This is a genomic window from Streptomyces sp. TLI_171 (assembly GCF_003610255.1).
Lineage (GTDB): Bacteria > Actinomycetota > Actinomycetes > Streptomycetales > Streptomycetaceae > Kitasatospora.
The window spans coordinates 1,493,723-1,518,947 of record NZ_RAPS01000001.1 but is presented as its reverse complement, the minus strand read 5'-3'; the positions used below and the strand labels follow the sequence as shown (position 1 = coordinate 1,518,947).

The 25,225-nt window shown below is 74.8% G+C and carries 22 protein-coding genes and 2 pseudogenes; 11 read left to right on the top strand and 13 right to left on the bottom strand.

Annotated elements, in window-relative coordinates; all coding sequences use genetic code 11:
* Nucleotides 1-62 precede the first annotated feature (62 nt).
* From pheS to BX266_RS07005, 3 genes are all read left to right on the top strand, one after another.
* Nucleotides 63-1,184, top strand: coding sequence for a phenylalanine--tRNA ligase subunit alpha (gene pheS, locus BX266_RS07015; RefSeq protein WP_099898040.1), 1,122 nt, complete (start codon nucleotides 63-65; stop codon nucleotides 1,182-1,184).
* Nucleotides 1,184-3,694, top strand: coding sequence for a phenylalanine--tRNA ligase subunit beta (gene pheT / locus BX266_RS07010; RefSeq protein ID WP_099898039.1), 2,511 nt, complete (start codon nucleotides 1,184-1,186; stop codon nucleotides 3,692-3,694). The genes pheS and pheT overlap by 1 nt, the downstream gene beginning before the upstream one ends.
* Before the next feature lie 147 nt (nucleotides 3,695-3,841).
* Nucleotides 3,842-5,032 (top strand): hypothetical protein, encoded by a 1,191-nt coding sequence (locus BX266_RS07005; protein WP_099907503.1) that lies wholly within the window; start codon nucleotides 3,842-3,844, stop codon nucleotides 5,030-5,032.
* Here the strand turns inward: BX266_RS07005 and BX266_RS07000 are convergent.
* Nucleotides 5,013-5,501 (bottom strand): GNAT family N-acetyltransferase, encoded by a 489-nt coding sequence (locus BX266_RS07000; protein WP_099907501.1) that lies wholly within the window; start codon nucleotides 5,499-5,501, stop codon nucleotides 5,013-5,015. The genes BX266_RS07005 and BX266_RS07000 overlap by 20 nt on opposite strands.
* A gap of 187 nt (nucleotides 5,502-5,688) precedes the next feature.
* Between BX266_RS07000 and BX266_RS06995 the strand changes: the two genes are divergently transcribed.
* Together BX266_RS06995 and BX266_RS06990 are read left to right on the top strand one after the other, a co-directional pair.
* Nucleotides 5,689-6,498 carry a chitosanase gene (locus BX266_RS06995; protein WP_099898038.1) on the top strand — a complete coding sequence of 270 codons (810 nt, stop codon included), beginning with the start codon at nucleotides 5,689-5,691 and terminating at the stop codon, nucleotides 6,496-6,498.
* A gap of 169 nt (nucleotides 6,499-6,667) precedes the next feature.
* Nucleotides 6,668-7,060, top strand: a complete 393-nt coding sequence (locus BX266_RS06990) for an FxLYD domain-containing protein (protein WP_099898037.1) — start codon at nucleotides 6,668-6,670, stop codon at nucleotides 7,058-7,060.
* Nucleotides 7,061-7,128: 68 nt separating this feature from the next.
* Here the strand turns inward: BX266_RS06990 and BX266_RS06985 are convergent, their stop codons facing one another.
* Nucleotides 7,129-7,998: a 3-hydroxybutyryl-CoA dehydrogenase gene (locus BX266_RS06985; RefSeq protein ID WP_099898036.1), complete on the bottom strand. Its 870-nt coding sequence runs from the start codon at nucleotides 7,996-7,998 to the stop codon at nucleotides 7,129-7,131.
* Between the two features lie 261 nt (nucleotides 7,999-8,259).
* On the opposite strand from BX266_RS06985, the gene BX266_RS06980 reads away from it, so the two are divergent.
* Nucleotides 8,260-9,078 (top strand): SDR family NAD(P)-dependent oxidoreductase, encoded by an 819-nt coding sequence (locus BX266_RS06980; protein ID WP_099898035.1) that lies wholly within the window; start codon nucleotides 8,260-8,262, stop codon nucleotides 9,076-9,078.
* A 7-nt stretch (nucleotides 9,079-9,085) separates the two neighbouring features.
* On the opposite strand, the gene BX266_RS06975 is transcribed toward BX266_RS06980, so the two are convergent.
* The 3 genes from BX266_RS06975 to BX266_RS06965 all read right to left on the bottom strand — a co-directional run bounded on the left by BX266_RS06975 (nucleotide 9,086) and on the right by BX266_RS06965 (nucleotide 12,060).
* Nucleotides 9,086-10,081, bottom strand: coding sequence for a ketopantoate reductase family protein (locus BX266_RS06975; protein WP_099907498.1), 996 nt, complete (start codon nucleotides 10,079-10,081; stop codon nucleotides 9,086-9,088).
* Between the two features lie 65 nt (nucleotides 10,082-10,146).
* Nucleotides 10,147-10,992, bottom strand: coding sequence for a polysaccharide deacetylase family protein (locus tag BX266_RS06970; protein ID WP_099898034.1), 846 nt, complete (start codon nucleotides 10,990-10,992; stop codon nucleotides 10,147-10,149).
* Nucleotides 10,993-11,148: 156 nt separating this feature from the next.
* Complete coding sequence (locus BX266_RS06965; protein WP_218969235.1) at nucleotides 11,149-12,060, bottom strand: DMT family transporter; 912 nt, start codon at nucleotides 12,058-12,060, stop codon at nucleotides 11,149-11,151.
* A 127-nt stretch (nucleotides 12,061-12,187) separates the two neighbouring features.
* On the opposite strand from BX266_RS06965, the gene BX266_RS06960 reads away from it, so the two are divergent.
* On the top strand, nucleotides 12,188-13,576 hold the full coding sequence (locus BX266_RS06960; RefSeq protein WP_099898033.1) for a PLP-dependent aminotransferase family protein: 1,389 nt from the start codon (nucleotides 12,188-12,190) through the stop codon (nucleotides 13,574-13,576).
* On the opposite strand, the gene BX266_RS06955 is transcribed toward BX266_RS06960, so the two are convergent.
* Nucleotides 13,560-14,498, bottom strand: a complete 939-nt coding sequence (locus BX266_RS06955) for a rhomboid family intramembrane serine protease (protein WP_099898032.1) — start codon at nucleotides 14,496-14,498, stop codon at nucleotides 13,560-13,562. The two genes, BX266_RS06960 and BX266_RS06955, sit on opposite strands and share 17 nt — an antisense overlap.
* A gap of 127 nt (nucleotides 14,499-14,625) precedes the next feature.
* Nucleotides 14,626-15,777, bottom strand: coding sequence for a methyltransferase (locus BX266_RS06950; RefSeq protein WP_099898031.1), 1,152 nt, complete (start codon nucleotides 15,775-15,777; stop codon nucleotides 14,626-14,628).
* Between the two features lie 76 nt (nucleotides 15,778-15,853).
* Between BX266_RS06950 and BX266_RS06945 the strand changes: the two are divergent.
* A pseudogene (locus BX266_RS06945) lies at nucleotides 15,854-16,180 on the top strand (ADP-ribosylglycohydrolase family protein); the annotation flags it as partial.
* A gap of 161 nt (nucleotides 16,181-16,341) precedes the next feature.
* Nucleotides 16,342-16,965: pseudogene (locus BX266_RS06940) on the top strand (ADP-ribosylglycohydrolase family protein); the annotation flags it as partial.
* 7 nt (nucleotides 16,966-16,972) lie between these two features.
* Here BX266_RS06940 and BX266_RS06935 read toward each other — a convergent pair.
* Nucleotides 16,973-18,190 (bottom strand): beta-ketoacyl synthase, encoded by a 1,218-nt coding sequence (locus BX266_RS06935; RefSeq protein ID WP_099898029.1) that lies wholly within the window; start codon nucleotides 18,188-18,190, stop codon nucleotides 16,973-16,975.
* Nucleotides 18,191-18,384: 194 nt separating this feature from the next.
* On the bottom strand, nucleotides 18,385-19,092 hold the full coding sequence (locus tag BX266_RS06930; RefSeq protein ID WP_099898028.1) for a MerR family transcriptional regulator: 708 nt from the start codon (nucleotides 19,090-19,092) through the stop codon (nucleotides 18,385-18,387).
* Between the two features lie 77 nt (nucleotides 19,093-19,169).
* Here BX266_RS06930 and BX266_RS06925 point away from each other — a divergent pair, with 77 nt between their 5' ends.
* On the top strand, nucleotides 19,170-20,396 hold the full coding sequence (locus BX266_RS06925) for an erythromycin esterase family protein (RefSeq protein ID WP_099898027.1): 1,227 nt from the start codon (nucleotides 19,170-19,172) through the stop codon (nucleotides 20,394-20,396).
* A 110-nt stretch (nucleotides 20,397-20,506) separates the two neighbouring features.
* On the top strand, nucleotides 20,507-22,015 hold the full coding sequence (locus BX266_RS06920) for a hypothetical protein (protein WP_099898026.1): 1,509 nt from the start codon (nucleotides 20,507-20,509) through the stop codon (nucleotides 22,013-22,015).
* Between the two features lie 32 nt (nucleotides 22,016-22,047).
* Here the strand turns inward: BX266_RS06920 and BX266_RS06915 are convergent, their stop codons facing one another.
* The 4 genes from BX266_RS06915 to BX266_RS06900 all read right to left on the bottom strand — a co-directional run bounded on the left by BX266_RS06915 (nucleotide 22,048) and on the right by BX266_RS06900 (nucleotide 25,158).
* The gene (locus BX266_RS06915; protein WP_099898025.1) at nucleotides 22,048-22,752 is read right to left on the bottom strand and encodes a nicotinamide mononucleotide transporter family protein; all 705 of its coding nucleotides are present in this window, start codon (nucleotides 22,750-22,752) and stop codon (nucleotides 22,048-22,050) included.
* 85 nt (nucleotides 22,753-22,837) lie between these two features.
* Nucleotides 22,838-23,278, bottom strand: a complete 441-nt coding sequence (locus BX266_RS06910) for a riboflavin kinase (RefSeq protein WP_099898024.1) — start codon at nucleotides 23,276-23,278, stop codon at nucleotides 22,838-22,840.
* Entirely contained in the window at nucleotides 23,271-23,777 is a 507-nt protein-coding gene (locus BX266_RS06905) for a flavin reductase family protein (protein WP_099898023.1), read from the bottom strand. Before BX266_RS06905 ends, BX266_RS06910 begins: the two co-directional genes overlap by 8 nt.
* 34 nt (nucleotides 23,778-23,811) lie before the next feature.
* On the bottom strand, nucleotides 23,812-25,158 hold the full coding sequence (locus BX266_RS06900) for an NtaA/DmoA family FMN-dependent monooxygenase (protein ID WP_099898022.1): 1,347 nt from the start codon (nucleotides 25,156-25,158) through the stop codon (nucleotides 23,812-23,814).
* Between the last annotated feature and the right edge of the window lie 67 nt (nucleotides 25,159-25,225).

The window sequence follows — 25,225 nt, the reverse complement described above, 5'->3', positions numbered from 1 at the left end:
GTTCTGGGACGCCCGGCGAGGCAGCAGACCTGATCACGAGCAGGAGCACGGGAAAGATAGAGATGTCGGCACCCAACAAGTCGTACGACCCGGTCGAGGTCGAGGCCCTCAAGCCCGAGGTGGTGGAACAGGCCCGGGACGAGGCGCTCGCCGCCTTCGCCGCCGCCGCCGACCTCGACGAGCTCAAGCAGGCGAAGGTCGCGCACACCGGCGACCGCTCCCCGCTGTCGCTCGCCAACCGCGAGATCGGCGCCCTGCCCCCGCAGGCCAAGGCCGCCGCGGGCAAGCTGATCGGCCAGGCCCGCGGAGCCGTCAACCAGGCCCTGGCGAAGCGTCAGGTCGAGCTGGAGGCGGAGCGCGACGCGCGGGTGCTGGTCGAGGAGTCGGTGGACGTCACGCTGCCCTACGGCCGCGTGCCGCGCGGCGCCCGGCACCCGCTGACCACGCTCGCCGAGCGCATCGAGGACACCTTCGTCGCGATGGGCTACCAGGTGGCGTCCGGCCCCGAGGTCGAGGCGGAGTGGCTGAACTTCGACGCCCTCAACCTGCACGCCGACCACCCGGCCCGCTCGATGCAGGACACCTTCTTCGTGGAGGCCCCCGACGGCACCGCCGACTCCGGCATGGTGCTGCGCACCCAGACCTCGCCGGTGCAGATCCGCGCGATGCTGGCCGGCGAGCCGCCGCTGTACGCGGTCAGCCCGGGCCGGGTCTACCGCACCGACGAGCTGGACGCCACGCACACCCCGGTGTTCCGCCAGGTCGAGGCGATCGCGGTCGACGAGGGCATCACCTTCGGCCACCTGAAGGGCACCATCGAGGTGCTGGTGGAGAAGCTGATCGGCGGCGGCCTGGAGCTGCGCTGGCGGCCCTCGTACTTCCCGTTCACCGAGCCGAGCGCCGAGATCGACCTGCAGTGCTTCGTGTGCCGCGGCGCCTCGGTGGGCAACCCCGACCGCCCGTGCCGGACCTGCTCCTCGGAGGGCTGGATCGAGCTGGGCGGCTGCGGCGTGGTCAACCCCCGGGTGCTGGTCGCCGCGGGCATCGACCCGAACCGCTACAGCGGGTTCGCGTTCGGCCTGGGCCTGGAGCGGATCCTGATGAACCGTCACAACGTCGCCGACATGCGCGACATGGTCGAGGGTGACGTCCGCTTCACCCTTCCGTTCGGGATGGAGATCTGATGCGCGTCCCGCTTTCCTGGCTGCGCGAGTACGTCGACCTGCCGGCGGGCGAGACCGGTCGCGACGTCGCGGCCCGGCTGGTCCGCGCGGGTCTCGAGGTGGAGACCGTCGAGCAGCTCGGCACCGACATCAAGGGCCCGCTGGTGGTCGGCGAGGTGCTCTCCGTCGAGGAGCTGTCCGGCTTCAAGAAGCCGATCCGGCACTGCTTCGTGAACGTCGGCGACGCCAACGGCACCGGCGCCCCGCAGGAGATCGTCTGCGGCGCGACCAACTTCCAGGTCGGCGACAAGGTCGTGGTGATCCTGCCCGGCGGCGTGCTGCCCGGCCCGTTCCCGATCTCCGCCCGCCAGACGTACGGCCACACCTCCGCGGGCATGATCTGCTCCGCCCGCGAGCTCGGCATGGGCGACGACCACAACGGCATCATCGTGCTGCCGCCCGAGTACGAGCCCGGCACCGACGCGATCGAGCTGCTGCAGCTGGTCGACGAGGTCCTCGACATCGCCGTCACGCCGGACCGCGGCTACTGCCTGTCGATGCGCGGCGTGGCCCGCGAGGCGGCCGCCGCGTACGGCCTGCCGCTGGCCGACCCGGCGCTGCTGGACGTGCCTCCGGCGAACGCGTACGGCTACCCGGTGAAGGTCGCCGACCCGGTGGGCTGCGACCGTTTCGTGGCGCGCACGGTGACCGGGGTCGACCCGGCCGCGCAGTCGCCGATCTGGCTGCAGCGCCGCCTGCAGAAGTCCGGCATCCGCCCGATCTCGCTGGCCGTCGACATCACCAACTACGTGATGCTCGAGGTCGGCCAGCCGCTGCACGCCTACGACCGCGGCCGCGTCGACGGGCCGATCCAGGTCCGCCGGGCGCAGGCGGGGGAGCAGCTGACCACGCTGGACGGCGTGAAGCGCAAGCTGTCCGCCGAGGACCTGCTGATCTGCGACAACTCCGGCCCGATCGGCCTGGCCGGCGTGATGGGCGGCGCGACCACCGAGATCCTCGACCCGGTCGTCGACCCGGAGACCGGCGAGGTCACCGGCTCCACCGAGATCATCATCGAGGCCGCGCACTTCGAGCCGGTGGCGATCGCCCGCGCCGCCAAGCGCCACAAGCTGCCCTCCGAGGCGTCCAAGCGCTTCGAGCGCGGCGTGGACCCGGAGGCCGCCCGGGCCGCCGCGCAGCGCGCCGTCGACCTGCTGGTGCTGATCGCCGGCGGGACCGCCGAGGCCGGTGTCACCGACATCGCCGCCCCGCACCCGGTGCGCACCATCGCCATCGACGCCGACCTGCCCGACCGGGTGGCCGGCGCCGAGTACGGCCGCGAGACCGTCACCCGCCGCCTGCAGGAGGTCGGCTGCACGGTCGTCGGTGCGGACGTCCTGGAGGTCACCCCGCCGTCCTGGCGGCCCGACCTCACCGACCCGTACGACCTCGCGGAGGAGGTCATCCGGCTGGAGGGCTACGACAACGTCCCCGCCCGGATGCCCATCACCCCGCCCGGCCGCGGCCTGAGCGAGGCGCAGCGCTTCCACCGCCGGGTCGGCGTGGCGCTGGCCGGCGCGGGCTACGTCGAGATCAACGCGTACCCGTTCGTCGGCGAGGCCGCGTTCGACGGCCTGGGCCTGGACGCGGACGACGCGCGCCGCCGCACCGTGAAGCTGGTCAACCCGCTGAACGACGCCGAGCCGGCGCTGCGCACCACGCTGCTGCCGGGTCTGCTGGGCGCGCTGCGCCGCAACGTGGGCCGTGGCAACACCGACCTGGCGCTGTTCGAGACCGGCACGGTGTTCCTGCCGAAGGCGGAGCAGAAGGTCGCGCCGCGCCTGCCGGTGGACCGCCGTCCGACCGAGGAGCAGCTCGCCGAGCTGAACGCCGCCCTCCCCGACCAGCCGCGCCGGGTCGCCGTCGCGCTGACCGGCGAGCGGCTGCCCTCCGGCTGGTGGGGCAAGGGAGCGCCGTCCGGCTGGGCGGACGCGATCGAGGCGGCGCGGGTGGTCGCCGCGGCGGCGGGCGTGGAGCTGACGGTCCGCCAGGCGCAGTACGCGCCGTGGCACCCGGGGCGCTGCGCGGAGCTGCTGGTGGGCGAGGAGGTCGTCGGCCACGCCGGCGAGCTGCACCCGCGGGTGGTCAAGGCGCTGCACCTGCCGGAGCGCACCTGCGCGATGGAGATCGACCTGGACCTGGTCTTCGAGGACGGGCGGCGGGTGTCCGGCCCGCCGGTGTCCGCGTACCCCGTGGCGACCCAGGACGTGGCGCTGATCGTGGACGCCGGGGTGCACGCGGCGGACGTGGAGGCGGCGCTGCGCGACGGTGCGGGCGAACTGCTGGAGTCGCTGCGGCTGTTCGACGTCTTCACCGGCGAGCAGGCGGGTGCGGGCAAGAAGTCGCTGGCGTACACGCTGCGCTTCCGGGCCACCGACCGGACGCTGACCGCGGACGAGGCGTCGGCGGCCCGCGAGTCCGCGGTGGCGGCGGCCGCCGAGCGCACCGGGGCGGTGCTGCGCGGGGCCTGACGGTCCGACGGGGCCCCGCCGCGCGTCGTCCTTCGGCGCGCGGCGGGGCCCCGTCGTCCTCCTGGCTCGGGTCGCCGCCGGGGTGGTACGTTTACCGTGCAGGCCTTCGAGGGCCCCCGCGCCGGGGGAGCTTCGGAGGCTTTTTTCATGGGTTCTCATGGATATCGGGCGCTGTTGCGGCAGCGGGAGTTCGTCGGGTTGTACGTGGGGTTCTCGCTGATGGCGGGAGCCGGGACGTTGTCGGGGTTCGCGCTGGGGATGTCGGTGCAGGTGCGGACGGGGTCGCCGTTGTTGACGGCGGTGAGCATGTACGGGGCGTCCTTCGCCGCGGTGGTGGGCGCGATGACGCTGATGTCGGTGGCGGACGGGAGTCGGCCGCGGCGGACATTGGTGGGGCTGCACCTGGTGTCGGTGGGGGCGTTGGGGGCGCAGGCGGTGCCGGGGCTGCCGTTGCCGGGGCGGTTCGGGCTGCTGCTGGTGGTGGGGTTCTTCCAGGCGCTGGGGGCGGGGACGCGGATGGGGCTGCTGGCGGAGATCGTGCCGGCGGAGGGGTACGCGGCGGCGCGGTCGTTGATGAACCTGACCTCGGGCGGGGCGGCGGTGCTGGGCTTCGCGGCGGGCGGGGCGCTGTCGGCGCTGCTGAGTCCGTATCAGGTGATGGGCGCGGCGGCCGGGTTGGCGGCGGCGGCGACGCTGGTGGTGGCGGGGACGGTGCGGGAGCGGTCGGTGCGGCTGGCGCGCCGACCGGGGCTGCGGGAGACCTGGCGGGGCAACGTCGAGTTGCTGGGGCGGCCGGGGCGGCGGGCGCTGCTGGTGAACCTGTGGGTGCCGAACGGGCTGGTGGTGGGGTGCGAGGCGCTGTTCCTGCCGTACGCGCCGGGCGCGGCGGGGGCGCTCTTCGCGGCGAGTTCGGCGGGGATGCTGGTGGGCGACCTGGTGGTGGGGCGGGTGCTGGACGCGGCGCGGCGGGCGCGGTGGGCGTTCGGGTTGCGGCTGCTGCTGGCGGGGCCGTTCCTGGTGCTGGCGGTGCGTCCGCCGGTGGTGGTGGCGGTGCTGGCGGTGGGCGTGGCGGGGGTGGGGTTCGCGGCGACGCTGCCGTTGCAGGAGCGGTTGCTGGCGCTGACGCCGGAGCGGGCGCGGGGCCAGGTGCAGGGGGTGGAGTCGGCGGGCCGGCTGGCGTGGCAGGGCGTCGGGGCGGCGTCGGCGGGGGCGCTGGCGCAGTGGGTGGACCCGGTGTGGGCGATCGGGGTGCTGGCGGGGCTCTCGCTGCTGGTGACGGTGGGGTCGCGGCCGGCGGTGCTGCGGGAGGGGCGGGCGGTCACAGCGGGCGGTGCATGACGTGCAGTCCGACGTAGCCGTGGGCGGGGTGGTGGAAGCCTTCGGGCACGGTGCCGATGATCGTGAAGCCGAGTGAGCGGTACAGCGCGACGGCGGCCGTGTTGGTGGCGACGACGGCGTTGAACTGCATGGCGCGGAAGCCCTGCCGGCGGGCCCAGTCGAGGGTGTGCTCGCACAGGGCGCGGCCGGTGCCGCGGCCGGCGTGGTCGGGGTCGACCATGTAGCTGGCGCTGGCGACGTGGGAGCCGTTGCCCCACTGGTTGTTGTTCATCTTGGCGGTGCCGACCACCGTGCCGTGGTCGTCGACGGCGACCACGGTGCGGTTGGGGGCGTTCAGCAGCCACCAGTCGCGGGCGGTGGCGGAGCTGAGGTCGGCCGGGTAGGTGAAGGTCTCGCCGGCGGCGACGATGCGGTGGAAGAACGGCCAGACGGCGGCCCAGTCCTCGGGGGTGGCTTCGCGGATCTCCATTCGGTCCAGCATGGCCGGTCCGGACGGTGGGGGCCAACGGTTTGCGGCCGGGCGGGGGCTGAGTACCTGTCAAATCCGGTCCGGGGTCTTGCGGGGGATGCGGTCCGGCCGCTTCAATCTGGTTAGGAAAGTTTCCTAACTCTCCTGCGGGTGCCCCCATGCCCGCAGCCGACAGACGGAGCGTCAGATGCGCACCATGCCTCGCACCGCCCGGGCCGCCGTGGCGGTCCTGCTCACCGCCCTCCCCCTGACCCTGGCCACCGCCGGGGTGGGCAACGCCGCCGGCGTCGGGCTCGACGACGCGCACAAGAAGGAGATCGCCATGGAGCTGGTCTCCTCGGCGGAGAACTCCTCGCTGGACTGGAAGGCGCAGTACAAGTACATCGAGGACATCGGCGACGGCCGCGGCTACACCGCCGGCATCATCGGCTTCTGCTCCGGCACCGGCGACATGCTGGAGCTGGTCGAGCACTACACCGACCTGAAGCCCGGCAACGTGCTGGCGAAGTACCTGCCCGCCCTGAAGAAGGTCAACGGCACCGAGTCGCACTCCGGCCTGGGCAGCGCGTTCACCAGGGACTGGGCGACCGCCGCCAAGGACACCGTCTTCCAGCGGGCGCAGAACGACGAGCGCGACCGGGTGTACTTCAACCCGTCGGTGAAGCAGGCCAAGTCGGACGGCCTGCGCGCGCTCGGCCAGTTCATCTACTACGACGCCATCGTGATGCACGGCCCCGGCAACAGCTCGGACAGCTTCGGCGGCATCCGGGCCGCGGCCATGAAGAAGGCCAAGACCCCGGCCCAGGGCGGCGACGAGACCGCCTACCTGAACGCCTTCCTGGACGCCCGCAAGGTGATCATGAAGCAGGAGGAGGCGCACGCCGACACCAGCCGGGTCGACACCGAGCAGCGGGTGTTCCTGAACAACAAGAACTTCGACCTCAACCCGCCGCTGAAGTGGAAGGTCTACGGGGACCCGTACCAGATCAACAGCTGAGGGCGGCCGAGCGCGCCCGGCGTCCTCGCGGCGCCGGGCCCATCGGGTTGTTGACGTACCGTCAGCACACTTGCTCCGCAGGGCGGTTACAGCTCGGACACATTCGGGGCGGCCGGGCCCGCGGGGTCGGTAGCGTCGGCTTCGACCCACGCCGTCCCCGGGGGAGACCATGCGCATCCGAGCGATCCTCACCGCCGCCTGCCTGGCCGCCGCGTTCGCGGTCGCGGGCTGCGAACCGGCGGACGGGGGCGGAGCGGCGAACGCCTCCGCCGCCGCCCGGGCCGCCGACGACGACGTCGAGGTGACCGGGTGCGCGGTCGACCCCGAGCTGCACTGGCCCGCCGCCACCGTGCGGATCACCAACCGCACCGCCGTCACCAGCAACTACGTGGTGCAGATCGCGTTCCTGGACGGCGCGGGCCGGCAGGTCACCACCGGCGCGGCCGCCGCCGGGGCGCTCCCGCCGGGGCAGCAGGCGGAAGAGCAGGCCCAGGGCGTCGCCGACCCGCACGGCCCGGTCAGCTGCAAGGTCGCCGACGTCGCCCGCTACGCCACCCCCTGACGCGCCGAAGGCCGCCCCCGACGGTGACGAAGGGGGCGGCCCTGACCGATCCGGCGGGAGAGAGCAGGTCAGGCCGTCGCGGTGTAGTCGTAGAAGCCGCGGCCGGACTTGCGGCCCAGCAGGCCCGCGTCGACCATCCGGGACAGCAGCGGCGGCGCCGCGTACAGCGGCTCCTTGTACTCGTCGTACATCGACTCGGCGATCGAGACGATGGTGTCCAGGCCGATCAGGTCGCACAGCCGCAGCGGGCCCATCGGGTGGGCGCAGCCCGCCTCCATGCCCTTGTCGATGTCGGCGGCCGTCGCCACGCCCGACTCGAACATCCGCACCGCGGACAGCAGGTACGGCACCAGCAGGGCGTTGACCACGAAGCCGGCCCGGTCGCGGGCCCGGATCGGCTCCTTGCCGAGCACCTCGACGGTGAACTGCTCGGCGCGGGTGGTGGTCTCCGCCGAGGTGGTCAGGGTCGGGATCACCTCGACCAGCTTCTGCACCGGCGCCGGGTTGAAGAAGTGCAGGCCGATCACCTGCTCGGGGCGGCCGGTCGCCGCCGCCAGCTTCACGATCGGGATGGAGGAGGTGTTGGAGGCCAGGATCGCGTCCCGGCGGGTCACCACCTGGTCCAGCGTCTGGAAGATCTTGACCTTGATGTCCTCGCGCTCCGCGACCGCCTCGACCACCAGGTCCCGGTCGTGGAAGTCGGCGAGCTCGGTGGTGAACGCCAGCCGGGACAGCGCCTCGTCGCGCTCCTGCTCCGACAGCTTGCCGCGCCGCACGGCCGTCTCCAGGGAGTTGGTCAGCCGGGTCCGGCCCAGCTCCAGGGCCTCGCCACTGGCCTCCGAGACCAGCACGTCCAGGCCGGAACGGGCGAAGACCTCGGCGATGCCCGACCCCATGAGCCCGCAGCCGACCACTCCGACACGCGCGATGTCACTCACTCAGTTGCCCTTCACGTGGAGCTGGGGGTTTCCCAGCCTGGTGTTGTCACGGCCGCCTCCCGCCCGGTTGGCGGGTGCGGCGGTCCGCCCGGACGACGGTACTACCTGCGTTGACGGGCGTTCACCTCGCCTGGTCCCCGGCCCCCGCACGGCGGCGCTGGGCCGAACGGGTGAGGCCGGGTGGTGCGCCGCGCGCGCTCCCCGTGCGCCCCCGGGCGGCGGACCAGAATGCGATGGTCCAGCCGGAGGAGGGAGCAGCACATGGGGACGGGATCACTCGCCGGACAGGTCGGACTGGTCACCGGAGCGGGACGCGGCATCGGGCGGGAGATCGCCATCGGACTGGCCGCCGAGGGCATGGCCGTCGGTCTCGTCGGCCGCACCCAGGACAAGCTGATCGCCACCCTGAAGGAGTGCGTCCGGCACGGCGCCCGCGGCGTCGCCGTCACCGCCGACGTCGCCCGGCCCGGCGCCGTCCGCGAAGCCGTCCGCTCGATCGAACGCGACCTCGGCCCCGTCGACCTGCTGATCAACAACGCCGGGCAGGTCGACCGCGCCGAAGTCCCGATCTGGGAGACCGACCCCGCCCAGTGGTGGCAGGTCGTCGAGACCAACCTGCGCGGCCCCTACAACCTGCTGCGCAACGTGCTGCCCGGCATGGTGCGGCGAGGGCGCGGCCGGGTCATCAACCTGAACAGCGGCTTCGCGCTGCGCCCCGACGGCAACTACACCGCCTACGCCACCTCCAAGGGCGCGCTGCTGCAGCTGTCCGACAACATCGCCGACTCGGTCGGCCGGCACGGCATCGTGGTCCTCGACATCAGCCCTGGGGCCGTCGCCACCGACATGACCGCCGGCATGCCGATGTTCCGCGACATGAAGGCCTGGGGCTCCGTCCCCTACATGGTCGCCGTCACCGTCGACGCGGCCCGCGGCCGTTTCGACGGACTGCACGGCCGCTTCCTGCACGCCGGGCGCGACAACCTGGAGACCCTGGTCGCCTCCGCCGCCACCATCCGCTCCACCGACGCCCGCACCCTGCGGCTGCGCCCGTACGGGCCGGAGGACCCGATGGCGTGACGGGAGGTCAGCCGGCCGCGAGCGCGGCCAGCTCGGCGTCCGGGAGCGAACCCGCCGGGCGGCCCTCGCGGGCGAACGCCGCCGCCAGCCGCTGCAGCGCCTCGTTCAGCGGGGTCGGCACCCCGTGCAGCCGGCCCAGCAGCACCACCTCGCCGTTCAGGTAGTCCGCCTCGATGTCCCCGGTGCCGCGCGCCAGGCTCTGCCAGGACGACCCGCCGCCGCGCCGCTCGCCCGCCAGCGGCACCTGCGCCACCCGGTCGCCGCGCTTCGCCCGCTGCTCCTCCTCCGACGGGTACCCGATCCCGGCGGCCGCCAGCACCGCCTCGCCCTCGGCCTTCACCCGCCGCCACACCCGCTCGCGCAGCTCCCCGTCGATCGGCCCCGCCACCGCCTCCAGCGCGTTGCCCAGGTTGGACAGCAGCTTGGCGTACTTCCACGCCATCACGTCCGCGCTGACCGGTGCGTCGAAGTACGAGGCCGTCAGGTCCGCCGACATCCGCCGCGCGAACTCGTCCGCGCCGTGCGGGAAGCGGCCCAGGTGCAGCATGCCGGAGCGCGGCGAGCCCGCCGCCGACACCCGGCCCGGCTCCAGGTGCGTGGACGGCAGCCACACGCACATCCCGTACACCCGGGCGAAGCGGCGCAGCGCCAGCCGCTCGTTCGCCACGCCGTTCTGCGCGCACACCACCGGCAGCCGCTCCGCCGCGGTGCCGCCGCCCGCGACCGGACGCGGCGCCCACCGGTCGAGCAGCGCGGCGGAGTGCTGGGTCTTCACCGCCAGAACCAGCACGTCGTCCGCGGTCAGGGCGATCTCGTCCGGGCCGCCGATCGCCGGGACGGGCAGCCGGTGCACGCCGTCCGGGGTGGTCAGTCGCAGGCCGTCGGCGCGCAGCGCCGCCAGGTGCGGGCCGCGGGCGACCAGGACCACGTCGTGTCCGGCCTGGTGGAGACGGCCGCCGATGGTGCCGCCGACCGCGCCGGCGCCGAGGATGAGGTAGCGCATGGTCCCGAGCATCGCACGGGCGGCGCACCCGCGGTGAGGGAGGGTCAGGCGGGCCGCAGGGGCGGTCAGGCGCAGAGCTCGGAAGCGGTCACCGCGTGCAGGCCCTTCGCGGACAGGCCGTCCAGGATCGCCGGCAGCGCCGTCGCCGTGCCCGGGTGCCCCATGTGCAGGGCCACCACCGAACCGGCCTCCGCGGTCTTCAGCACCCGGTGGGTGACGGTGTCGGCGCCCGGGTCGGCGTAGTCGCGCGGGTCGACGTCGAAGGAGAGCACGTGCTGGTAGCCGACCTGGCGGGCCTGCTCCTTCACCATCGCGTTGGCGTACTGCGTCGCCGAGGGCCGGAACCAGCGGCCGATCGACCCGGTGAGGCGCTGCAGCCGCTCCGCGCACTGCGCTATCTCCTCGTGCGCCTGCTGCGGGCGCATCGAGGAGATGTCCAGGTGGTTCTGGGTGTGGTTGCCGAGCTCGTGGCCGCCGGCCAGGATCCGCTGCGCGATCTGCGGCTGCTCGTCCAGCCAGCTGCCCACCACCAGCACCGTCAGCCGGGCGCCGCGCTGCTCGGCCGCCGTCAGCAGCGCCGTCGCGATCGCCGGGTCGCCCTGGCCGTGGAAGGTCAGCGCCAGCTGCGACCTGCTGCGCGGGCCCGTCACCACCTCCTGCGGGGTGTCCGCGGCGAGCGGCGGCAGCGCGAACGCGGTCGGCGACGGGGAGGCGGACACGCCGGGCGACGGGCTCGCGGTCGGGCTCGCGGTCTCGGCGAGGTGCGCCGGCTGCGGGCGGGCCGCCACCGAGGCGCTCTTCGCGCCGTCGCCGTCGGACGGGCCGCCGCAGGCGGCGGCGAGGCCCCCGGCGGCGGTCAGCGCGGCCAGGCGGGCGGAGGAACGCAGAACACTGCGGCGGTCGACTGTCATCGCCGCCCAGCCTATGCCGACCTCGCCGCGCGGCGACAACGGCCACCGCCCGGACGAGTGGCCGCCCGTGCCGGAGCCGCCCGCCGGTGGGACGGGTGGCGGACCCGTGGTTGACGGGCCGTGAGCTGCCGCGCGGCGCCCGGCGACGGTGCGGGCTCAACCCGGGCGGCGGGCCGGGCGGACCACCAGCGCGGCGGTGACCAGGCCGGCGCCGAGGAACTGCAGCGGCGTCGGCGCGGTTGCGGTGAGGACGGCTCCCGAGAGGGTCGCGGTGAGCGGGATCAGGCCGCCGAACAGCCCGGCCTGGTCGGCGGGCAGCCGGGTCAGCGCCGAGTACCAGAGCAGGAACGCCACGCAGGTCAGCACCAGCCCGAGGTACAGCAGGGCGAGCAGTTCGGCGGCGGTCGGCGCGCGCAGCGCGGACGGGGAGAGCGCGGCCGTCACGGCGAACATCGGCACCGCCAGCAGCGTGGTGTACGCGGACACCCGCACCGGGCCCAGCCGGGGCAGCAGCGGGACGGCCAGCAGCGAGAACGCCGCCTCGCACAGCAGGGTGCCGGTCGCGCACGCCAGGCCGACCGCGTCGCCGGAGCCGAACCCCTGGGTGAGGGCCGCGCCGGCCACCACCACGGCCGCCGCCGCGAGCAGCCGGGGCGCGGGCCGGCGGCGGGCCAGCAGCGGCGAGAGCACGCCCAGCAGCAGCGGCGTGCAGCCGACGACGCTGCCGACCACGGACGCGTCGGTGTGCCGCAGTGCGGTGACCATCAGCAGGTTGAACGCGAACAGGCCGGTGCCCGCGAGGGCCAGCAGCAGGCCGAGTTCACGGGCCGTCGGGCGGTGAGCGAGCCGCCCCTGCCGACGGGCCAGCGGCAGCAGCACCGCCGACGCCAGCGCGTAGCGCAGCGCCTGGCCGGCGGCCAGCGGATAGGACGAGGCCAGCGCGGTGACACCGGTGGACGCGCCGAGCAGGGTCATCGCGGCCGCCGCCCGCAGCGAGCCGGACCCGCGGTCGGCGGCGGCGGTGGCGGACGGGGCGGCGGTGGAAGGGGTGGCGGCGGAGGTGGGCATGTCTGGCACGCTAGGCGGCCAGTGGTCCGGTTCCCAGGTCCACCGGATGGGCTGCACAGAGGACCAATCGGAGTGTGCGGGCCGATGACCGGGTCGCGGGCCGGACGAGGTGGAAGGGGCGGTCGGGGTGCGGGAGTTGCTGATCTCGTTGGGGGAGGGTGAGGGCGAGCTGACCGGGCGGTTGGTCCGCGCGTTGCGGGCGGCCGTGCGGTCGGGCCGGCTGGCGGCGGGGGAGCGGCTGCCGGCGAGTCGGGTGCTGGCCGTCGAGCTGGGGGTCTCGCGCGGCGTGGTGGTGGAGGCGTACGAGCAACTCGCGGCCGAGGGCTACCTGGTGGGGCGGCAGGGATCGGGCACCAGGGTCGCGGCGGGGGTCGCGGGCGGCCCGGCGGCGGTGCCGGCCCGGGTGGCCCCGGCGGAGGTGCGGTACGACCTGAAGCCCGGCTCGCCGGACCTCGGGGCGTTCCCGCGGACGGCCTGGGCGGGTGCGGTACGGCGCGCCCTGCAGGGGGCCGCGAACCGGGACCTCGGGTACGGCGATCCGGCCGGACTCCCGCAGCTGCGCGGGGAGTTGGCGGCCTACCTGGGCCGGGTGCGGGCGGTGGCCGCGCCGCCCGAGCGGGTGGTGGTGACCAGCGGGGTCGGGCAGGGACTGGCGCTGCTGCTGCAGGTGCTGGCCCGGCGCGGGCGCGGGCCGATCGCGGTGGAGGACCCGGGCTCGCCCGGCACGCTGGAGCTGCTGCGCGCCCACGGGGTCGAGCCGCTCGGCGTCCCCGTCGACCAGGAGGGCCTGGTGGTCGACGCGTTGGCGGCGAGCGGGGCCCGGACGGTCCTGGTCACCCCGGCCCACCAGTACCCGACCGGGGTGGTGCTCTCGGCCCGCCGGCGGACCGAACTCGCCGGCTGGGCCCGGGCCGGCGGGCTGGTGGTCGAGGACGACTACGACGCGGAGTTCCGCTACGACCGCGAACCGCTGGGCGCCGTCCAGGGGTTGGCGCCCGAGCGGACGGTGTACCTGGGCTCGCTCAGCAAGACCCTGGCGCCCGGCCTGCGGCTCGGCTGGGCGGTGCTGCCGAGCCCGCTCGCCGAGGACTTCCGGCGAGCCAAGCAGTACGCCGACCTCGGCACCGGCGCGATCGACCAACTCGCCTTCGCGGCGCTGCTGCAGAGCGGCGGCTACGACCGCCACCTGCGCACCGTCCGCCCCCGCTACCGGGCCCGCTGCCAGGCGCTGGCCGAGGCCCTGCGCACCCACCTGCCGCAGGCCGAACTCCAGGGCGTGGCAGCCGGACTGCACCTGTACGCGGACCTGCCCGACGGCCTCGACGAGCGGGCCGTCGCGGCCGCGGCGCTGCGCCGCGGGGTGCGGGTGGCGACGGTCGCACCGGGGCGGACCGCCGGGTCCGTCGGGCGGCCGGCGCTGGCGCTGGGTTACGCGGGGCTCGCCGAGCAGCGGCTGCGGGAGGCCGCGGCGCTGCTCGGCGAGGCCGTCCGCGAGGTGCTCAACCCAGCTGGTTGAGCTGGTCGGTGGCGATCACGACGACGATCGCCACCACCGCCAGCACCGCCGTCAGGCTGATCGCCTGGACGGTGCCGCGCTGCTCGCGCGGGGCGTAGGCGAGTGCCGCGCCGCCGCCCAGGCCGGCCAGCAGGCCGCCCAAGTGGCCCTGCCAGGAGGCGAACCCGGCCGAGAGAACCATCCAGATCACGAAGGTGACCATCAACTGGCTTCCGCCCAGCGGGTCGTAGCCCTGCTTGCGGCTCAGCACCCAGTAGCCGCCGACCAGTCCGAACACCGCGCCGGACGCGCCCAGCGACAGGCCGTGCGGGTTGAGCAGGTACTCGAGCGCGGAGCAGCCCAGCGCGGAGAGCAGGTACAGCCCCACCATCCGCAGCACGCCGAGGCGGTCCTCGACCACCCGGCCGAGCATCCACAGCCAGTACATGTTGAGCAGCAGGTGGGCGACGCCCAACGGCGGCTCGGTCGGCTGCAGGTGCAGGAAGTTGCCGGTGATCAGGCGGTACCACTCGCCGTGCGCGACGCCGCCCACCGGTATCGGGGTGAAGCCGTCCCAGGTGTCGGGGTCGTACGGCCACAGGGCGCCCGAGCCGATCATCGCGAAGCGGTTGACGAAGTCCCTGCCGCCGGCCACCTCGGCGAGGTACACGGCGACGTTCACCACGATCAGCGCGATGGTGCCGTACGGCCGGGAGGTGATCCGGCCGCCGAACGCCGTCCGGGCCTGCCGGACGCCCTGCCGGCCGGACTTGACGCACTCCACGCACTGGTAGCCGACCGCGGCCTCGCGGCGGCAGTCCGGGCAGGCGTAGCGGTCGCAGCGCGAGCAGCGCACGTACGACTCGCGGTCGGCGTGCCGGAAGCAGGTCGGCGACGGGGCCTCGGGAGCCTGGGCTCCCGGGGCGGGCTGCGCGGCGTCCATCGTGCTGGTCCTCCCCTGGGCGTGGCGTACGGCCGCGGGAGTCCACGGCGATGATCCACGGCGAAACGGCGCTCACCATAGAGCACCGCCGGGACAGTGCGTACACCAGCCCCCGGTGGGGCCTTCGTCAGCGGCGCACCGCGCTGAGCACCACGAACTTCGGGCTGCCCGCCACCGTCCGGCAGTTGCCGAACAGACGGCGCAGCGTCACGTGGTGGCCGAGGTGGCGGTTGCCGACCACCCGCAGTTCGCCGCCCTGGCGCAGCACGCGGCGCGCCCCGGCGAACATCCGGCGGGCGATGGCGTCCGTGGTGGCCTGGTGGGAGTGGAACGGCGGGTTGAGCAGCACCACGTCCGCGGAGGCGTCGGGGACGTCCGCGAGGGCGTCGCCGACCAGGAACCCGGCGCGGGCGTCCGGGCCGAGGTTGCTGCGGAAGGTCTCCTCGGCGGACGCCACCGCCTGGAACGACTCGTCCACGAAGAGCAGTTCGGCGTCCGGGGCGCTCAGGGCGGCGGCGGTGCCGACGATGCCGTTGCCGCAGCCGAGGTCGATCACGCGGCGTGCGCCGGTCAGGTCGGGCAGGTGCTGGAGGAAGAAGCGGGTGCCGATGTCCAGCCGGTCCGCGCAGAACACGCCCGCCTGGTTGGCGACCTGACGGCCCGACAGCACGCCGATGCCCTCCGGGAGGCGGTACCGCAGCGGCCACGGGTTGGCCGGGCGGGCCAGCGACCCGTCCGGGGTGGTGTGGATCAGGCGGGCCTTGCGGACCGCCAGGGACGTCCGGGTCGGGCCGAGGATCCGTTCGAACAGCTGCAGGGTGGAGGTGTGGATCTCGGTCACCATGCCGGTGCCGGCCACCACCGTTCCCGGGTGCACGGCCGGGGCCAGCCGGTGCAGCTGGTCCTCCAGCAGCGCCAGGCTCTTCGGGACGCGCACCAGCAGCAGGTCGATCCGCTCCGGCGGCGCGTCCTGCGTGCTGCGGACGTCCACCCGGGCCGGGTCCACCCCGTTGCGGGCCAGGTTCGCGGCGACGGCGCGGGCCGAGAGGTAGGAGTCGGTGATCGCCGTCAGCGACCCGGCCGGCTCCGCGAGCGCCGTCGACAGCGCGCCCCAGCGGTCGCCGAGCACCGCCACCGCCCCGTCCAGCCCCGCCGGGTTCTCCTTCAGGTGCCGCAGCAGGTACTCGTCCGAGGCGTCCCAGGCGCGCAGTTGCTCGCGCGGATCCTCCGGGAACCGGGCCAGCTCGAACTCGCCCCAGGCGGTGGTGAAACAGTTCATCGTGCCTCCAGGCTATCGGAGGACCGGCCCCGGATCCGCCCGGTGACCGAGTGACGGCGGATCGTGAGGAGGCGTGGTGGAGCGGCGCGAACGCGTGGTCGGTGCGGTGCTGGGTTCGGCGGTCGGGGACGCGCTCGGGGCGCCCTTCGAGTTCGGGGCCGCCGGGATGTTCGGGCAGCGCTACCCGGGCGCGGCCGCGATGGGCGGTGGCGGCGGCTGGGACCCGGGCGAGGCCACCGACGACACCCAGCTGGCCGTCCACCTCGGGGAGTCGCTGGTGGCGGCCGGCGGACTCGACCTGCCCGACGTCTTCGAACGCTTCCGGGCCTGGGCGGCCGCCGACCCGAAGGACATCGGCATCCAGACCGAGATCGTGCTCGGCAGCGGACTGCCCTGGGACCTCGCGCCTCGGCAGACAACCTTCGCCCCGTCGCGACGCCCGGCACGCACTCTCGCCGCACCGGCCGAAAACCCAAGTACACCCAGTACGAGGGCTTCCGGCCGGCACGCCGAGCGCACGCACCGGACGCCGCTCCGTGACGGGCGAAGGCTGTCTGCCGAGGCGCTGCCGCCGCGATCCACTTCCGGACCGAGGGACGCGCAGCCGGCAACGGCGCCCTGATGCGCGCCGTCACCGCCGCCGTCCGGTTCGCCCCGCTCGGGCGGGACGCCACCATGGACGCCGGCCGCCGGATCACCGCCCTCACCCACGGGGACGGCGCCGCCTGGGAAGGCACCGCGATCCTGCACGAACTGCTGCGGGTCGCCCTCGACGGCGGCGACCCGCTCGCCGCGCTCCCCGGCACCCTGAACGCCGTCCGGGCCGAGCACCGCGGGCGGTGGTCCCGGGTGCTCGCCGCGGACTGGCACCCCTCAGAGGCCACCGAGTCCAACGGCGCGGTCTGGGCCTGCCTGGGCTCCGCGCTCTGGGCGCTGCGCACCACGGGCGACTTCCCCGGGGCCCTGCGGGCGGTGATCGACCTCGGCGGCGACACCGACACCACGGCCGCCGTCACGGGCGGCCTGGCCGGGGCCGTGTACGGGGCCGCCGCGATTCCGGAGGACTGGCTCGCGGCCCTGCACGTGCCGCTTCCGCCCGGCCAACGGGTACTGCGAGTAGAGGAGTTGACCGAGCTGGCGGTCGAGCTGGACCGGGCCGGCCGGGCGGGCGCCCGGTCGCGCGGGTGACGGCCGGTCAGGAGGAGGTGAGGACCAGGCTCGCGTTGTGGCCGCCGAAGCCGAAGGCGTTGACCAGGACGGCGTCGGTGAGCACGGTGCGCCCCTCGCCGGTGACCAGGTCGAGGTCGGCGGCCGGGTCCGGGTCGGTCAGGTTGCGGACGGGCGGGGCGAACCGGTCGTGCAGCGACCAGGCGCCGGCCAGCGCGGCCAGGGCGCCGGCCGCGCCGAACAGGTGGCCGGTCATCGACTTGGTGGCGGTGACGGCGGGGCGGTGCGGGCCGAACACCCGGGTGAGGCTGTCGGCCTCGGTGAGGTCGCCCTTCTCGGTGGAGGTGGCGTGGGCGTGCACCAGGCCGATCTGCTCCGGCGCGACGCCCGCCTCGGCGAGCGCGCGGGTGATGGCCCGGCGCTGGCCGTCCGGGTGCCCGGCGGTGATGTGGTGGGCGTCGGAGGTGACGGCCGCGCCGGCCAGCACCGCGTAGCCGTGCGCGTCCGGGCGCAGCGAGGCGCGTTCGAGCACCAGCACCGCGGCGCCCTCGGCGATCACGAAGCCGTCCCGGTCCAGGTCGAACGGGCGGGAGGCGCGCTCGGGGTCGGCGTTGCGCAGCGAGTGGGCGCGGGCCTGGGCGAAGCCGGCCAGCGGGAGCGGGTGCAGGCAGGCCTCGGTGCCGCCGGCGATCACCACGTCGGCCCGGCCGAGGCGGATCAGGTCCAGTCCGAGGGCGATCGCCTCCGCGCCGGAGGCGCAGGCGCTGACGGTGGTGTGGGCGCCGGCGCGTGCCCCGAGGTCGATGGACACCCAGGCGGCGGGCCCGTTGGCCATCAGCATCGGGACGGTGTGCGGGGACACCTTGCGGACGCCCGAGCGCTCCAGGACGTCGTCCTGGTCGAGCATCGTGACCGCGCCGCCGGTGCCGGTGCCGATCACCACGGCGAGGCGTTCGCCGTCCACGGCCGGGCGTCCGGCGTCGGCCCAGGCCTCGCGGGCGGCGATCAGGGCGAGTTGCTCGCTGCGGTCCAGGCGGCGGGCCTCGATCCGGTCCAGCACCTCGGCGGGTTCGACGGCGAGCTGCCCAGCGATCCGGATCGGCAGGTCGGCCGCCCACGGGTGCTCCAGGGCGCGGATGCCGTTGCGTCCCTCGCACATGGCCTGCCAGGTGGCCGGCGCCGTCCCGCCGAGCGGGGTGGTGGCGCCGAGGCCGGTGATCTTGACGGTGTCGTGGTCGGTGCGCATGGCGAGACTCCGTTACTCCCGTTGTGATGGCAGCACAATGATCGACGTCCCGACGGTCGGTCGGACGGGTCGACGGTGCTCACTCTGCCAAGGGAGTTGTGACTTCGGGGCTGCCGGACGCGACCGAGTCGCATACGCCTGATCTGTGCAGTTCCTACAAGGGCGGCCGACGGTTCGTCAGGGCGAGGACGGCGTCACGGCTGCGGCTGCGGGTGGTCCAGGTAGGTGTGGAGGGCGGCGGCGCCGGCGAGGAGGGCGCGGCCCCGGGCGGCCAGGCGGGCCTGCCAGCCGGCGAGGGCGGGGCGGACGGCCTCCGGGCCGCCGGCCGTGCGGAGGCGGTGGAGGAGGTCTGCGGTGGTGGCCAGGCCGTGGCCGCCGCGGCGGAGCTGCTCGGCGAGCAGCAGTTCGCGGACCTGGGCGGGGGAGTAGACGCGGTAGCCGGTGCGCGGGTCCCGGGACGGGGTGACCAGGCCCGCGCGCTCCCACTCGCGGAGGGTGGCCGGGCGCAGGCCCAGCCGGTGGGCGATCGCGCCGATGTGCACCGGCTCGCCCTCGGCGACGTCCGGTCGGGCGGCGGCGGGCAGGTGGTCGAGCGCGGTGCGGACGGCGTCCAGGGTGCGGCGGTCCTCGGCCAGGCGGGCATGACTCTCGTCGACCAGGCGCAGGGCCTCGTCGAGGGCGCCGGTGTTGACGGCGCACAGGATCGCGGCCGCCGCCGGATGCCCGTGTCCCGGGACCAGGGCCAGGAACGCGCGCAGGGCGGCCGCGTGCCGCTCGCCGTAACGGCGGTACCCGTGCGGGGAGCGCTCGGCGGGCGGCAGGATGCCCGCCTCCTCGTAGTTGCGCACCGCCTGGGTGGACAGACCGTGCTCCCGGGCCAGATCGACGGGGCGGAGAGCCAAGTTGAGACTTTTCTGCTCGGAACGCGGACTGGGAGCGGAAAAGTCTACAACGAGACTTCAACGATACGGTGGAAGTCATGACCGTTCCGCTGACCGCCGCCGCGCGTCCGTTCTCCCCCGCCGCCGTCACCGACCTGATCCCCGCCGGCACCCGCGTGCTGGCCCTCGGTGAACCCACCCACGGCGTCGAGGACTTCCTCGACCTCCGCAACGAGCTGTTCCGCCACCTGGTCGCCGAGCACGGCTACCGCTCGATCGCCCTGGAGAGCGACTGCCTGGCCGCCCTCGCCCTCGACGCCGCGTACGTGGCCGGCGGCCCGGGCGACCCCGACACGGCGGTCCGCGCGGGCCTCTCCCACGGCTTCGGCGAGTACGAAGGCAACCGCCGACTCGTCGCCTGGATGCGGGAGTACAACGCCGGACGCCCCGCCGCCGACCACCTGCGCCTGTACGGAGCGGACGGCCCGCTGGAGACCACCGGCGCCGCCGCGCCCGGCCGCGCGCTGCTCCGCCTGCACGACTACCTGGCCGCCCACCTCCCCGCCGAACTGCTGCCGGACCGCGCCGAGTTGGATCGACTGCACGGCAGCGACGCGCGCTGGACCGAACCCGCCGCCGCCCTCGACCCGTCCCGCTCGGTCGGACGCGGCGAGGACGCCGTGCGGCTGCGCCTGCTCGCCGACGGACTCGCGGTGCTGCTCGCCGCGCACCGGCCGCAGTTCACGGCCGGCGCCGCTCGCGCGGAGGAGACGCACTGGCGGGCGGAGCTCGACGCCCGCACCGCGACCGGCCTGCTGCGCTACCACGCGGCCACCGCCGGAACCGGCCCCGACCGCCTCAACTCGCTGATGCGCCAACGCGATCTGATGATGGCCGACAACCTCGACGCGATCCTCCGCCGGGAGGCGCCGCGCGGGCCGACGCTGGTCTTCGCGCACAACCGCCACCTGCAGCGCGAAGCCAGCCGGATCCAGCTCGGCGAGCACCAACTCCAGTGGTGGAGCGCCGGATCCGTACTCGCCTCCCGCCACGACGGCTACGCCTTCGTCGCCACCACCTTCGGCAACCGCGGCGCCGACGACCACCCCGCGCCCGACACCCTCGAAGGCCTGCTCACCACCCTCCCCGAGGCCCGCACCGTCCTCGACCCGCACCTGCTCGCCACCACGGCCGCCGGCCGGGCGAAGCCGCGGGTGCCCGCGGACCACACGTACTTCGGGCTCGACCCGGACGCGCTGGGGGAGCTGGACGGGGTGGTGTTCGTCCGGGACGTGCCGCGGCAGCAGGGACTGTTCGGAGGATGAGCCGACGGGGCGGGCGGCAAGGGGCCGGGCCGAAGGCGCTGTCCGGCCGGTGACGGCAGCGGGCGGGAAAATCGGCGGCGGGACGGGCGCGGTTCGGAGACGATGCCCGGGTGCAGCACCTGTGGGCCGGACTGGCCGCCAACCCCGCGCTCCCGGCCGAGGCCGTCGGGCGACTGCTCGCGATCGACGACACCGAGGTGGCGTGGGCGCTCGCCGAGCGGACCGACCTGACGGAGCAGCAGATTCCGGTGCTCGCGGAACGCACCCGTACCGCGGCCGACGACTTCGTCGCGGACGGCCGGCTGGTCGCCGAGCAGGTGGACCCGGCCCGGCAGCCGCACGCCGCGCTCGCGCTGCTGCGGGCCCGGCAGGCGCCCGTCGAATGGGCCGAGCTGCTCATCGAACGGCCGGAGCTGTGGCGGGAGTTGGCGCAGTGCCCGGACCTGCCCGCCGAGCCGGTCCGACGCATGCTCGCCGACGCGGACCCGGAGGTACTGGCCGAGCTCGCCGAGTGCACCACCGACCCGGAGACCGCCGCAGCCCTCGCCGCGCACCCCTCGGAGCAGGTCCGGCAGGCTCTCGGATTCAACCCGGCCGCGCCGTCGGACGTCCTCGCCGATCTGATCAACGACCGTCCGCCGCTGGGCAGCTGCGACACCTGTCGACGGCACGCCGTACCGTGGAGGCACCCCGCGGACTGCCCCGACCCGGACTGCGACCTGCCCGCCGGGGCGGCCTGCGACGGCAGCCACCAGTACGCCCGGCACAGCATCCTGCAAGCCGTGCTCGGACACCCCGCCGCGCCGGTCGCCGACGCCGTCCGCCACCTCGACGACCCGTCCCCGTTCCTGCGGGCACAACTCGCCGAACGCCCCGACCTGCACCAGGACGCGTACCGGCGGCTCGCCGCCGACCAGAACCTGTGGGTGCTCGCCGCGCTCGCCGAGAACCCGGCCGTCGGCCAGGACCTGGTCCGCCGACTCGCCGCCCATCCCCACGAGCACGTGCAGCGCGCCGCCGCCTGCCACCCCGGGGTGCCGCTCGACGTCCTGGACCGGCTGGCCGCCACCGGCCGCCTCGGCAACGACCCGCTGCCCCGCATCGATGCCGCCGACGAGGCGGAACTCGCCCTGCTCGCCGCCTCCGCCAACCCGGAACTGCGGCGGCTCACCGCCCTGCGCCGCGACCTGCCGGCACCCGTCCGCGACCTGCTCGCCGCCGATCCGGTCGCCAAGGTCGCCGCCGCCGTCGCGGCTCGACCCGGCCTCGGCGAAGCCCGGTTGCGGGCCGTGCACGCCCGCCACGGGCGGCTGGCCGCTCCCGGGATCGCCGCCAACCCCGAGGCCCCGGCCGGCCTGCTGCGCGAGCTGGTCGCCGGCGACCACAACGTCGCCACCCTGCGGGCCCTCGCCGCCCACCCCGCCGCGGACGCCACCGTCCTCACCGCCTGCCTGCGCGACAAGCGGGCCCGCCGCCAGGCCGCCGCCCACCCCGCGCTGCCCGTCGAGCGGCTCCGCGAACTCCTCGACGACCCCGACCGGGTCACCGCCGCGGCCGCCGCCGCCAACCCCGCCCTGCCCGTCACCGACCTGCTGCGCCTGATGCCGCAGAGCCGGTGACGGACCGGCCGGAAGCCACTCCCGCGCCGGGGTCAGTCGGCTGCGCCGAGCCGGGTGTCGTCGCGGCCCTCGACCAGGACGGCCGGCTCCAGCGGGGAAGCGATCTCCTGCGGTCTGCTGCGGGAGGCCCAGTCCCGGATGCCCAGCAGCACCATGACGAAGAAGATGCCGTACACGATGCCGGAGAAGTACAGCTCCGAGTGGACCGCCAGCGGCACCCCGACCAGGTCGACGGCCAGCCACACGAACCAGAACTCCACGTACCGGCGGGCCTGGCTGTACATCGCGAGGATCGAACCGACGAAGATCCACGCGTCCGCGAGCACCATCCAGGTCGGCGCGCCCGGGTAGAACGAGGCGTCGGTCCACTTCAGCACCGCGCCGAACGCGGCCGTCCCCAGCACCATGGCGGCTGTCAGCGCCGTGCGCTCGGTCCAGCGCGCCCACCGGACGTTGATCGTCCCTTCCTGTTCGCGGCTGCGCTTCCAGGTGGCCCAGCCCCAGGACGCCGAGACGATGATCACGATCTGGCGGGCGGCGTTGCCGCCGAGGTGCACGTTCAGGCTGGCGACCAGCAGCAGCACCGAGCCGAGGATCTGCACCGGCCACGCCACCAGCGAACGGCGCAGGGCCAGCCAGACGGTGGCCAGCGCCAGGATGTTGCCGAGGAAGTCGGACCAGTAGACGGGGAGGCCGAAGAGGTCGAACTGGTCGTTCAGCCACTGGAATGCGCTCATGACTCACACCTTTGTTCGTTCGGAGCGGCACGCGGAGGCGTGGTCGCAGCAGAAGAGGAAGAGCGAGGTGGGGTGGTGACGGGGGTCAGCGGAGGGCGGCGGAGAGGGCGGCGGCGCGGACGGCGCGGGCGTGGGGGGTGTCGAGGACGGCCTCGGAGCGGCGGATGTCCTCAAGGGCGGCGCGGATCAGCTCGTCGGGGCCGGCGAAGCGGACGGTGTCGCGGATCCGGGCGACGAACCACAGGTCGACGTGCTCGCCGTAGAGGTCGTCCGAGGTGTCGTGGCAGTGGACCTCGGTGTGGACCTCGGCGGTGTCGCAGAAGGTGGGGTTGGTGCCGATGCTGATCGTCGCGCGGTGGACGGCGCCGGCGGCGGGGCGGCTCAGCCAGCCGCTGTAGACGGCGGGCGCGGGGACGCTCGCGCCGGGGTCGGGGGCCAGGTTGGCGGTCGGCAGGCCCAGGCCGCGGCCCCGGCCCGCACCGTGGACGACCGTTCCGGACAGCGGAGTTGAGGGAACGTCAGGCATGGGGCGTGAGCTCGCGGAACTGGCTGGTGTGGAAGACCAGCGGCTCCACCGCGGGGAACAGTTCGGCGGTGAGCAGCTCCAGCAGGACGATCTCGTGGTCCCCGCCGTCGTACACCGGCCCCACCCGGGCGGTCAGCCACAGCGCCGCGTCGTGGATCAGCACCGCACCGTCCGCCGTCGACTGCCAGGGCGTGCCGTCGAAGCGGTCGCCGGCGCGGGCGGCGAGCTTGCGGCACAGCTCGCCCTGCCCGCGACTGAGCACGCTCAGCCCCAGCACGGGGGCCCCGGCCAGACGCGGCCAGGTGGTGGAGGTCCGGGCCACGCTGATCGCGACCATCGGCGGCTCCAGCGAGATGGAGACGAAGGAACTGGCGGCGAACCCGACCGGTTCGCCGCCCCGCAGGGCGCCGATCGCGACCACGCCGGTGGGGTAGGCCCCGAAGGCCCGGCGCAGCGCGGGCGCGGTCAGTTCCGACGGGTGGTGGGCGGGAGTGGCCATGGCCGTTGCCGTCCTCTCGTGGTGCGGGGGCGGATCAGTGGCGGTGCTGCGCGGCCGGGTGGCTCGCGGGCAGCGCCCGGTCGCCGGAGCCGGTGAGGCGCTCGCGCAGCGACTCGCCGGCCGCGTACTCGCCGCGGAAGACGCCGCGGGCGCGCAGGATCGGCAGCACCGACTCGACGAAGTCGGTGGTGGAGGCGGGCTGCACGGTCGGCGAGAGCAGGAAGCCGTCCAGGTCCGCGCCCTCGGCGAGGGCGCACAGCTCGTCGGCGATCTCCTCGGCGGTGCCGACGACGGGGCGGGCGCCGACGCCGTGGGTGTGCCAGTCGGCGAGCACGTCGCCGACGGTCCGGCCGGCGAACCGGGCGACCTGGGTCTGCGACAGCTCGGTGGACAGCTCGGCCATCGGGGTGTCCGGCGCGTACGAGGACAGGTCGAGGCCGGTGAACATGGCGTACGAGGCGACGGTCACCTCCGGGCGCTGCGCGTCCAGGACGCGCTGCCAGCGGCGCTCGGCGTCCGCGCTGCTCGCGCCGACCACGCAGGAGAACGCCGACATCACCTTGACCTCGTCGGGCTTCCGCCCGGCCTGCACGGCCTCCGCGCGGATCGCCCGGGCGTGGCCGGCCAGCTGCTCGACGCTGCCGCTGCCGACGAACATGCACTCGCCGTGGCGCCCGCCGACCCGGCGGCCGGCCGGGGACGCGCCGGCCTGGAACAGCACCGGGGTGCCCTGCGGGGAGCGGGCGGTGTTGCCGTAGCCGTGCGAGCGGAAGTAGGGGCCGTCGTGCTCGACCAGGTGCACCTTCGCCGGGTCGGCGAACCGGCCGGCCTTGTCCTTCTCCAGCGCGTCGGGCTCCCAGGCGCCCTCCCAGTACTTGTAGACCAGGTCGAGGAAGTCCTCGGCCATCGCGTACCGGTCGTCGTGCGCCACCATGTCCATCCCGAACGCCTTCACGGCGGTGTCGGCGGTGCCCGTGGTGACGATGTTCCAGCCCAGCCGGCCGCCGGACAGCTGGTCCAGGGTGGCCAGCCGGCGGGCGAACGCGTACGGCGGCTCGACCAGCACCGAGCCGGTCACCACCAGGCCCAGGTCGGTGGTGGAGGCCAGCAGCGCGGAGGCGATCACGAACGGGTCCAGGCGCGGCAGGTCGAGGGTCTCCTCGGTTGCGATCGGCGGGCGCACCCCGTCGATCTCCGACCAGCCCCAGGCGTCCGCCAGGAACAGGAAGTCCAGCTTGGCGTCCTCGCAGAGCTGCGCGATCCCGCGCCAGTAGCCGAGGGTGTCGAACAGGTGCCGCCGGCTGTCGGGGTGCCGCCAGGTGGCGGTGCCGCTGGCGTTGGTCTGGGCGTTCTCGAACAGGCCGATCTTGAGCTGGCGCATGGTGTGTTCTCCGTTGAACAGGCGGTGCGGGGAGCGAAGTCGAGGGCCGCCGGCAGGCGGTGGAGCC

Bases quoted from the DNA above. Each gene is read 5' to 3' on its own strand.
- pheS (WP_099898040.1), top strand. From the start codon at position 63: ATGTCGGCACCCAACAAGTCGTACGACCCGGTCGAGGTCGAGGCCCTC.
- pheT (WP_099898039.1), top strand. From the start codon at position 1,184: ATGCGCGTCCCGCTTTCCTGGCTGCGCGAGTACGTCGACCTGCCGGCG.
- BX266_RS07005 (WP_099907503.1), top strand. From the start codon at position 3,842: ATGGGTTCTCATGGATATCGGGCGCTGTTGCGGCAGCGGGAGTTCGTC.
- BX266_RS07000 (WP_099907501.1), bottom strand. From the start codon at position 5,501: ATGGAGATCCGCGAAGCCACCCCCGAGGACTGGGCCGCCGTCTGGCCG.
- BX266_RS06995 (WP_099898038.1), top strand. From the start codon at position 5,689: ATGCGCACCATGCCTCGCACCGCCCGGGCCGCCGTGGCGGTCCTGCTC.
- BX266_RS06990 (WP_099898037.1), top strand. From the start codon at position 6,668: ATGCGCATCCGAGCGATCCTCACCGCCGCCTGCCTGGCCGCCGCGTTC.
- BX266_RS06980 (WP_099898035.1), top strand. From the start codon at position 8,260: ATGGGGACGGGATCACTCGCCGGACAGGTCGGACTGGTCACCGGAGCG.
- BX266_RS06975 (WP_099907498.1), bottom strand. From the start codon at position 10,081: ATGCGCTACCTCATCCTCGGCGCCGGCGCGGTCGGCGGCACCATCGGC.
- BX266_RS06970 (WP_099898034.1), bottom strand. From the start codon at position 10,992: ATGACAGTCGACCGCCGCAGTGTTCTGCGTTCCTCCGCCCGCCTGGCC.
- BX266_RS06965 (WP_218969235.1), bottom strand. From the start codon at position 12,060: ATGCCCACCTCCGCCGCCACCCCTTCCACCGCCGCCCCGTCCGCCACC.
- BX266_RS06955 (WP_099898032.1), bottom strand. From the start codon at position 14,498: ATGGACGCCGCGCAGCCCGCCCCGGGAGCCCAGGCTCCCGAGGCCCCG.
- BX266_RS06950 (WP_099898031.1), bottom strand. From the start codon at position 15,777: ATGAACTGTTTCACCACCGCCTGGGGCGAGTTCGAGCTGGCCCGGTTC.
- BX266_RS06935 (WP_099898029.1), bottom strand. From the start codon at position 18,190: ATGCGCACCGACCACGACACCGTCAAGATCACCGGCCTCGGCGCCACC.
- BX266_RS06925 (WP_099898027.1), top strand. From the start codon at position 19,170: ATGACCGTTCCGCTGACCGCCGCCGCGCGTCCGTTCTCCCCCGCCGCC.
- BX266_RS06915 (WP_099898025.1), bottom strand. From the start codon at position 22,752: ATGAGCGCATTCCAGTGGCTGAACGACCAGTTCGACCTCTTCGGCCTC.
- BX266_RS06910 (WP_099898024.1), bottom strand. From the start codon at position 23,278: ATGCCTGACGTTCCCTCAACTCCGCTGTCCGGAACGGTCGTCCACGGT.
- BX266_RS06905 (WP_099898023.1), bottom strand. From the start codon at position 23,777: ATGGCCACTCCCGCCCACCACCCGTCGGAACTGACCGCGCCCGCGCTG.
- BX266_RS06900 (WP_099898022.1), bottom strand. From the start codon at position 25,158: ATGCGCCAGCTCAAGATCGGCCTGTTCGAGAACGCCCAGACCAACGCC.